Origin of the sequence: Tabrizicola sp., from assembly GCF_031377265.1 — a bacterium.
In the GTDB taxonomy this organism is placed as follows: domain Bacteria; phylum Pseudomonadota; class Alphaproteobacteria; order Rhodobacterales; family Rhodobacteraceae; genus JAUYQR01.
In genome coordinates, this window is sequence record NZ_JANMET010000374.1 from 1 (window position 1) to 6,879 (window position 6,879).

General features: G+C 62.7%; 8 protein-coding genes. 6 read left to right on the plus strand and 2 right to left on the minus strand.

The annotated features are described in order from the left end of the window. Window positions 1–512 (minus strand): Rieske (2Fe-2S) protein (locus RMO18_RS19845; protein ID WP_309668249.1); only part of this gene is annotated, 512 nt, incomplete at its 3' end. 91 nt (window positions 513–603) lie between these two features. Next, on the minus strand, window positions 604–1,242 hold the full coding sequence (locus RMO18_RS19850) for an SGNH/GDSL hydrolase family protein (protein WP_309668250.1): 639 nt from the start codon (window positions 1,240–1,242) through the stop codon (window positions 604–606). 125 nt (window positions 1,243–1,367) lie between these two features. Between RMO18_RS19850 and RMO18_RS19855 the strand changes: the two genes are divergently transcribed. The 6 genes from RMO18_RS19855 to RMO18_RS19880 form a co-directional block, all read left to right on the plus strand. Continuing rightward, window positions 1,368–2,435, plus strand: coding sequence for a LacI family DNA-binding transcriptional regulator (locus RMO18_RS19855; protein ID WP_309668251.1), 1,068 nt, complete (start codon window positions 1,368–1,370; stop codon window positions 2,433–2,435). Window positions 2,436–2,593: 158 nt separating this feature from the next. Continuing rightward, entirely contained in the window at window positions 2,594–3,904 is a 1,311-nt protein-coding gene (locus tag RMO18_RS19860; protein WP_309668252.1) for an extracellular solute-binding protein, read from the plus strand. 78 nt (window positions 3,905–3,982) lie between these two features. After that, the gene (locus tag RMO18_RS19865; RefSeq protein WP_309668253.1) at window positions 3,983–4,927 is read left to right on the plus strand and encodes a sugar ABC transporter permease; all 945 of its coding nucleotides are present in this window, start codon (window positions 3,983–3,985) and stop codon (window positions 4,925–4,927) included. Further along, entirely contained in the window at window positions 4,924–5,865 is a 942-nt protein-coding gene (locus tag RMO18_RS19870) for a carbohydrate ABC transporter permease (protein ID WP_309668254.1), read from the plus strand. The genes RMO18_RS19865 and RMO18_RS19870 overlap by 4 nt, the downstream gene beginning before the upstream one ends. Before the next feature lie 106 nt (window positions 5,866–5,971). After that, window positions 5,972–6,160 carry a hypothetical protein gene (locus tag RMO18_RS19875; RefSeq protein WP_309668255.1) on the plus strand — a complete coding sequence of 63 codons (189 nt, stop codon included), beginning with the start codon at window positions 5,972–5,974 and terminating at the stop codon, window positions 6,158–6,160. Window positions 6,161–6,162: 2 nt separating this feature from the next. Next, window positions 6,163–6,879: ABC transporter ATP-binding protein (locus RMO18_RS19880; protein WP_309668256.1), on the plus strand; the 717-nt coding region annotated here is incomplete at its 3' end.

Consider the following 6,879-nt stretch of genomic DNA (forward strand, 5'->3'; position numbering starts at 1 on the left):
GCCGGGTGCGGGGCGGACTGGTTCAGCGTTACCATGATCCAGCCCAGCCAGTTTTCCACCCGGATCCCCGGCAGCGCGATCTTGTCCTTGCAAAACGCCTCGTTCAGCCCCATCGCCGGGGCGCCGCGCAGGGTGCCGTCCAGATTGTAGGTCCAGGCGTGGTAGGGGCAGACGATGCTTTTGGTGGTACCGCGGCCCTCCAGCAGGGTGCTCATCCGGTGGCGGCAGACGTTGGACATTCCGCGCAATGTGCCTTCACGGTCGCGCAGGATGATGATCGGCTCACCCGCGATCTTCATTGTCAGGTAATCGCCGGGGTTGGGCAAAGCTTCGGCCCGGCCCGCACAAAGCCAGTCCTTGGCGAAGATGTGCGTCATCTCCGCTTCGGCGAAGTCGGGCGAGGTGTAGACCGACTTCGGCATCGCCCGCGCCTGATTGAACGGCACCGACACACTGGCGCGCAGTTCGGCAAATGGGTCGGCAAGCGGGGTGATCGGGTCATGGCGGGTCATCATGCGGCCTTTCGGGTGCAACCTGATCAGTCTGCGACATTTCCGCGGCATGCAAAAGCGGGATCGTGCGAATGCATCCGTCAGCGCGCGCTCAAGGGAAATGCTGACGGATCGCCTTGGCAAAGGCATTGGCCAGAATCTCGTTCGCGGGCGCATCGTAATGCACCCCGTCAATCGGCGACACGCTGACCAGCGCGCCCGCATCGACAAACGGCAGCCCGAGGCGGCCCGCCAGCGCGCCGATGCGCGACGCGAGGCCGTGGGATTTCGCGGCCCCACCTTCGAACATCTCGGCCAGACAACCGGCTTCAAGGATCGGCGGGGGTGCGACCAGCAGGATGCCGGGCATCGCCCCCTCCGGCCCCGCCGCATAGGCGCGGATCTCCTGGATCAACCGCTCCAGCCCCAGCGCGATATCGCCCGCATTCACCGACAAGCGCAGCTTCAGATCATTGGTGCCCAGCATGATCAGGATCACGTCAATCGGCCGGTGCGTTTCCAGCAGCGCCGGCAGCACCCGCAGCCCGTTGCGATGCGCGCCCTCGATCGGGTCGTCATGCACGGTGGTGCGGCCGGGATGACCTTCGTTGATCACCTCCCAATCCGGCAACAGCCGCGCAAGCCGCCCCGCCCAGCGCTCGTCACGCGAAAACCGGCCGGCGAAGCCCAGATAGGGCGCCGGCATCGTGCCATGGGTGTTGCTGTCGCCGAACAAAAGCAAGGTGCGCATCTGGGAGTCTCCTCATCTTGCGCCATTGGCACGGGCGGCGGCGCGCGCGTCAACTGGTTTACGGTTCTGATTGACGTACATCTTTTCGGCGCAGATAGTCGGTTGCACACAGAAAGGGGTCTGTCTTGCGGCCAACCGTCAATGATATCGCGCGCGAAGCCGGGGTAAGTCTGGCCACGGTGGACCGGGTCCTGAACGAACGGCCCGGCGTGCGTGACAAGACCATCCGCGCGGTCAACGATGCGATTGCCAAGCTGGGCTATGTCCGCAACGTGGCGGCCGCCAACCTTGCCCGCCAGCGCCGCTACCGCTTTCTCTTCATCCTGCCTGCAGTCGAGACGCAGTTCCTCCGTGCCCTTCAGGCCGCGATCCATGACGCGGCGCGTGGCCCCCTGGCCGAAGCAAGCGATGTCGTCATCGCCACCGTCCCGCAACGCGACCCGCATGCAATCGTGACCGTGCTTGATGATCATGGCGACCAGCCGATCGACGGCTGCGCGATCATGGCGCATGAAACTCCGGATGTGCGCGACCTCATCATCCGGCTGAAGGCTGAGGGCACCACCGTCGTCACCCTGATCACCGACCAGCCCAGGGCCCCGCGCGACCATTTCGTCGGCATCGACAACCGGGCCGCCGGGCGCACTGCGGCGGTACTTCTCGGCCGCTTCGCTGGGCAGAAGCCGGGGAAAGTGGCCGTCGTCGTCAGCTCGATGCTCGCCCGCGACATGGTTGACCGACGCCTCGGATTCGACGAGGTGCTCGCCGAACGCTTTCCGCATCTTCAGTCTCTTCCCTCGCTCGAAGGCCATGACGACCGCGACCTGACTGCCCAGATCACCGCCGCTTGCCTTGCGGCGCATGACAACGTGGTGGCGATCTACGTTGCAGGTGCCGGGACGCGCGGCGTGAACGAAGCGGTCCGCCGGGCGGGCCTCCCGGATCATCTGGTCGTCGTCGCGCACGAGCTGACCGCCCACACGCGCGGCGGCCTGGAGGACGGCAGCATCGACGCCGTCATCGCCCAGGACGTCGGCCATCTTGCCCGCTCGGCCCTCCGCGTGTTGCGGGCCAAGGCCGACCGGGCGCCCCTTGACGAAGGTCAGGAACAGATTCGCATCGAAATCGTGATCCGGGAAAACCTGCCGCCATCAACCGATTCGGCTCTTTCCACGCCGCAAGCCGCGGCCTGAAGCGGGCCTCAAATCGCTTTGGGAAGGGCTCTTGCAGAAAAATGAGGTACGTCCCTCAAAAACACTTTACAGCAGCAACGAACCGCGCTTATCGTAACGGCAATCCAAAGAAGACCCGGCAGGTGCACGGGTCCATCCACATCAACCGGGAGGACTACATGAAAGCCAGATATCTTGCCGCCACAGCGGCAATTGCGCTTGTTGCGGGTACCACTGCCCAGGCCGAAGACCTCACCCTCTGCTGGGCCGCTTGGGACCCGGCAAACGCACTCGTCGAACTTTCCAAGGATTTCGAGGCGCAATCCGGCCACAAGATGAACTTCGAGTTCACCCCGTGGCCGAACTTCGCCGACCGGATGCTCACCGAACTGAACGCCGGCGGCAAGCTGTGCGACCTGTTGATCGGCGACAGCCAGTGGATCGGCGGCGGCGCCGAGAATGGTCACTACGTCAAGCTGAACGACTTCTTCGACAAAGAAGGCATCAGCATGGACGATTTCATGCCTGCCACCGTCTATGCCTATTCCACCTGGCCCAAGGGCACGCCCAACTACTACGCCCTGCCCGCGATGGCCGATGCCAACGGCTGGTTCTACCGCAAGGACTGGTTCGCGATGCCCGACATCCAGGCCGCGTTCAAGGAAAAGTACGGTCGCGATCTGGCCGAACCGACCACGCAGCAGGAACTCCTCGAAATCGCGCAGTTCTTCCAGGGCCGCGAGATTGACGGCAAGACCGTCTATGGTGCCGCAATCTTCACCGAACGCGGCTCCGAAGGCATCACCATGGGGATCACCTCCGCGCTTTACCCGTTCGGCTTCAAGTACGAAATGACGCCGGGCAAATATGACATGGAGGGTGCGGTCAACTCGCCCGAAGCTGTCGCAGGGCTGGAATTCTACAAGAACCTGTACAAGACCGCCACACCGCCCGGCTACACCAACAGCTACATGACCGAAAGCCTCGACGCCTTCAAATCCGGTCAGGTTGCCATGGCGATGAACTGGTTCGCGTTCTTCCCCGGCCTCTATGCCGACCCGAACACCGGCGGCGACAAGATCGACTTCTTCGTGAACCCCAAGCAGAACGTCGAAGGCTCCACCCTTGGCGGCCAGGGCATTTCGGTGATCAGCTACTCCGAAAAGCAGGACGCGGCCCTGGAATACATCAAGTGGTTCGCCCAGCCCGATGTTCAGGCGAAATGGTGGAAGCTTGGCGGCTATTCGGCCTCGAACGCCGTGGTCAACAACCCGTCGTTCAAGGACTCCGCTCCCTTCGCCGGTGACTTCCTGATCGCGATGCAGAACGTCAAGGATTTCTGGCAGGAGCCGGCCTATGCCTCGCTGCTGCTGGCGATGCAGGAACGGATGCATGATTACGTCGTCGCCGACAAAGGCACCGCGCAAGAGGCGCTTGACGGTCTGATCGCCGACTGGACCGAAGTCTTCAAGGAAGAAGGCAAGCTCTGATCTGATAGCTCTGACACCAACGGGGCGCGCGACCAGCGCGCCCCACCCCCGCCGTCCAACGGCCCGAGGATCCCTGACATGACCGAGACCCCCATCGACCGACTGGCGCGGGCCACCCCGTCATCCCTTGCGCGCCGCGCCAAGGGCTTGTCCGACCGAACCATCGCCTGGATCTTCGTCACCCCGACGATCCTTCTGCTGCTGGCGGTCAACATCTTCCCGCTGATCTGGACGATCCGGCTGTCGTTCACCAACTACCGCTCGAACCGCCCCAACGCCGAGGTGAAATGGGTAGGGCTGGAGAATTACCAGAAGATCCTCACCGATGACGGGATCTGGGGCAACATGCAGGCCACCGCGCATTTCCTGTTCTGGACCATCCTCCTTCAGGTGCTGATCGGCTTCACCCTCGCCTGGCTGATCAACCGCAAGTTCAAGGGCAACGACCTTTTGACCACGCTGATCGTGATCCCGATGATGCTGTCGCCCGCCGTGGTCGGCAATTTCTGGACCTTCCTCTACCAGCCGCAGATCGGCCTGTTCAATTATATCGAGTTCTTCACCGGCACCCCCTCCTCCAGCTTCGAGATGCTGGGTTCCGTCACCCTCGCTCCCTGGGCGATCGTCATTGTCGACACCTGGATGTGGACGCCCTTCGTGATGCTGATCTGCCTTGCGGGCCTGCGGTCCATCCCTGACTACATCTATGAGGCGGCCGAGGTCGACCGCGCTTCGAAATGGCGGCAGTTCTGGACCATCACCATCCCGATGGTGCTGCCGTTCCTGATGCTGGCGGTGCTGTTTCGCGGCATCGAGAACTTCAAGATGTTCGATCTGGTGGTGCAGCTTACCGGCGGCGGCCCCGGCTCGGTCACCGAACTGGCCTCGATCAACCTCAAGCGCGAAGCCTTCGAGAAGTGGCGCACCGGCTATTCCTCGGCCTACGCGATCATCCTGTTCGTCACGGTGTTCGGCCTTGCCAGCATCTACGTGAAGGCCCTGAACAAGGTCAAAGAAAGATGAGCGCCTATTCCATCACCGAACCCTCGAAGCTGTCGAAATCGGTCGCAGGCGTGCTGGTCGTGACCTACGCGATCATCACACTTCTGCCGCTGGTCTGGATCATCATGACCGGCTTCAAGACCCCGCCGGACAGCATCAGCTATCCCCCGAAGGTGATCTTCCAGCCAAGCCTTGAAGGCTACGTCAACCTCTTTACCACCCGCACCCGGGTGACCGAAGAGGAACTGGCGAAACTGCCGCCGCCCGACGGCTTTGCCGAGGAAATCGTCCGCGATCTTGGCATGGTCATCGTCGGCCCGTCGAAGTTCGGCGAGCGGTTCATGAACTCTGTCATCATCGGCTTTGGCTCGACCTTCCTGTCGATCATCCTCGGCACGCTGGCCGCCTATGCCTTCAGCCGCTTCAAGGTGCCGCTGAAGGATGACCTTCTGTTCTTCATCCTGTCCACCCGGATGATGCCGCCGATCGCCGTGGCCATCCCGATCTTCCTCATGTACCGCCAGCTTGGCCTGAGCGACACGCATCTGGGCATGATCCTGCTCTATACGGCCGTCAACATCTCGCTCGCGGTCTGGCTGTTGAAAGGCTTCATCGACGAGATCCCGCGCGAATACGAGGAAGCGGCGCTGATCGACGGCTACACCCGCTTTCAGGCCTTCCGCAAAGTCGTGCTGCCGCAGGCCGCCACCGGCATCGCCTCAACCGCGATCTTCTGCCTGATCTTTGCCTGGAACGAATATGCCTTCGCCGTGCTGCTGACCACCGCCACCGCCCAGACCGCCCCCCCCTTCATCCCCACCATCATCGGGGTCGGCGGCCAGGACTGGCCCGCCGTCGCCGCCGGGGCCACGCTGTTCCTCTTGCCGGTGATGATCTTCACCATCCTTCTGCGCAAACACCTGTTGCGCGGGATCACCTTCGGGGCGGTGCGCAAATGACCCCCCGCGATTTCATCCGTCCGCAAATATCCCCGCCGGAGGCTTCTGCCGCCGGCCGGGGATGCCTCCGGCGGGGATATTTAGAGACAGATGAAAGGGCCAGACCATGAGCAACTTTCTGACCGGCCTGCTCCGCCTCCGCCGCGGCCCGTGGGAGAACCTCGCCACCGTCCTCATCGCGCTGGGTGTGGTGATGCTGATGCAACCCTTCGCGCTGTGGCTTTACACCTACAGCTTCATCGTCACCCTGATCGGCACCGTGATGTTCATCATCACCAGCCACTTCCCGGAATAATCATGGCCGAGATCGTCATTCGCAACCTGCGCAAGGAATTCGGCGCGTTCACGGCAGTGAAGGGGTCCTCCTTCACCATCAGGGACGGCGAGTTTTTCATGCTGCTCGGCCCCTCGGGCTGCGGCAAGACCACCACCCTGCGGATGATCGCCGGGCTGGAACTGCCGACCTCGGGCGAGATTCTGATCGACGGCGAAGATGTCTCGATGCGCCCCGCCAGCCAGCGCGACATCGCCATGGTGTTCCAGATGTTCGCCTTGTATCCGCATATGAACGTGCGCAAGAACATCAGCTATCCGCTGGTCAGTCAGGGCATGCCACGCGCGCAGGTCACCGCCAAGGTCGCCGAAGTGGCGCGCATCCTTGGCATCGAAGATATCCTGAACAGACCCGTCGGCGGCCTGTCCGGCGGCGACCGCCAGCGCGTGGCGCTGGGCCGCGCCATCGTGCGTAACCCCAAGGCTTTCATGATGGACGAACCCCTGGGCGCGCTAGATGCCGAATTCCGCGAGCATATGGCCGAAGAGCTGCGCGCCCTGCATGACCGGATGAAGGCCACCACCGTCTATGTCACGCATGACCAGCTGGAGGCGATGCAGATGGGCGACAAGATCGTGGTGATGAACCACGGCGTTGTCGAACAGTTCGGCACCCCGCAAGACATCTACGACCATCCCGCCACACTGTTTGTCGCCGATTTCATCGGCAGCCCGTCGATG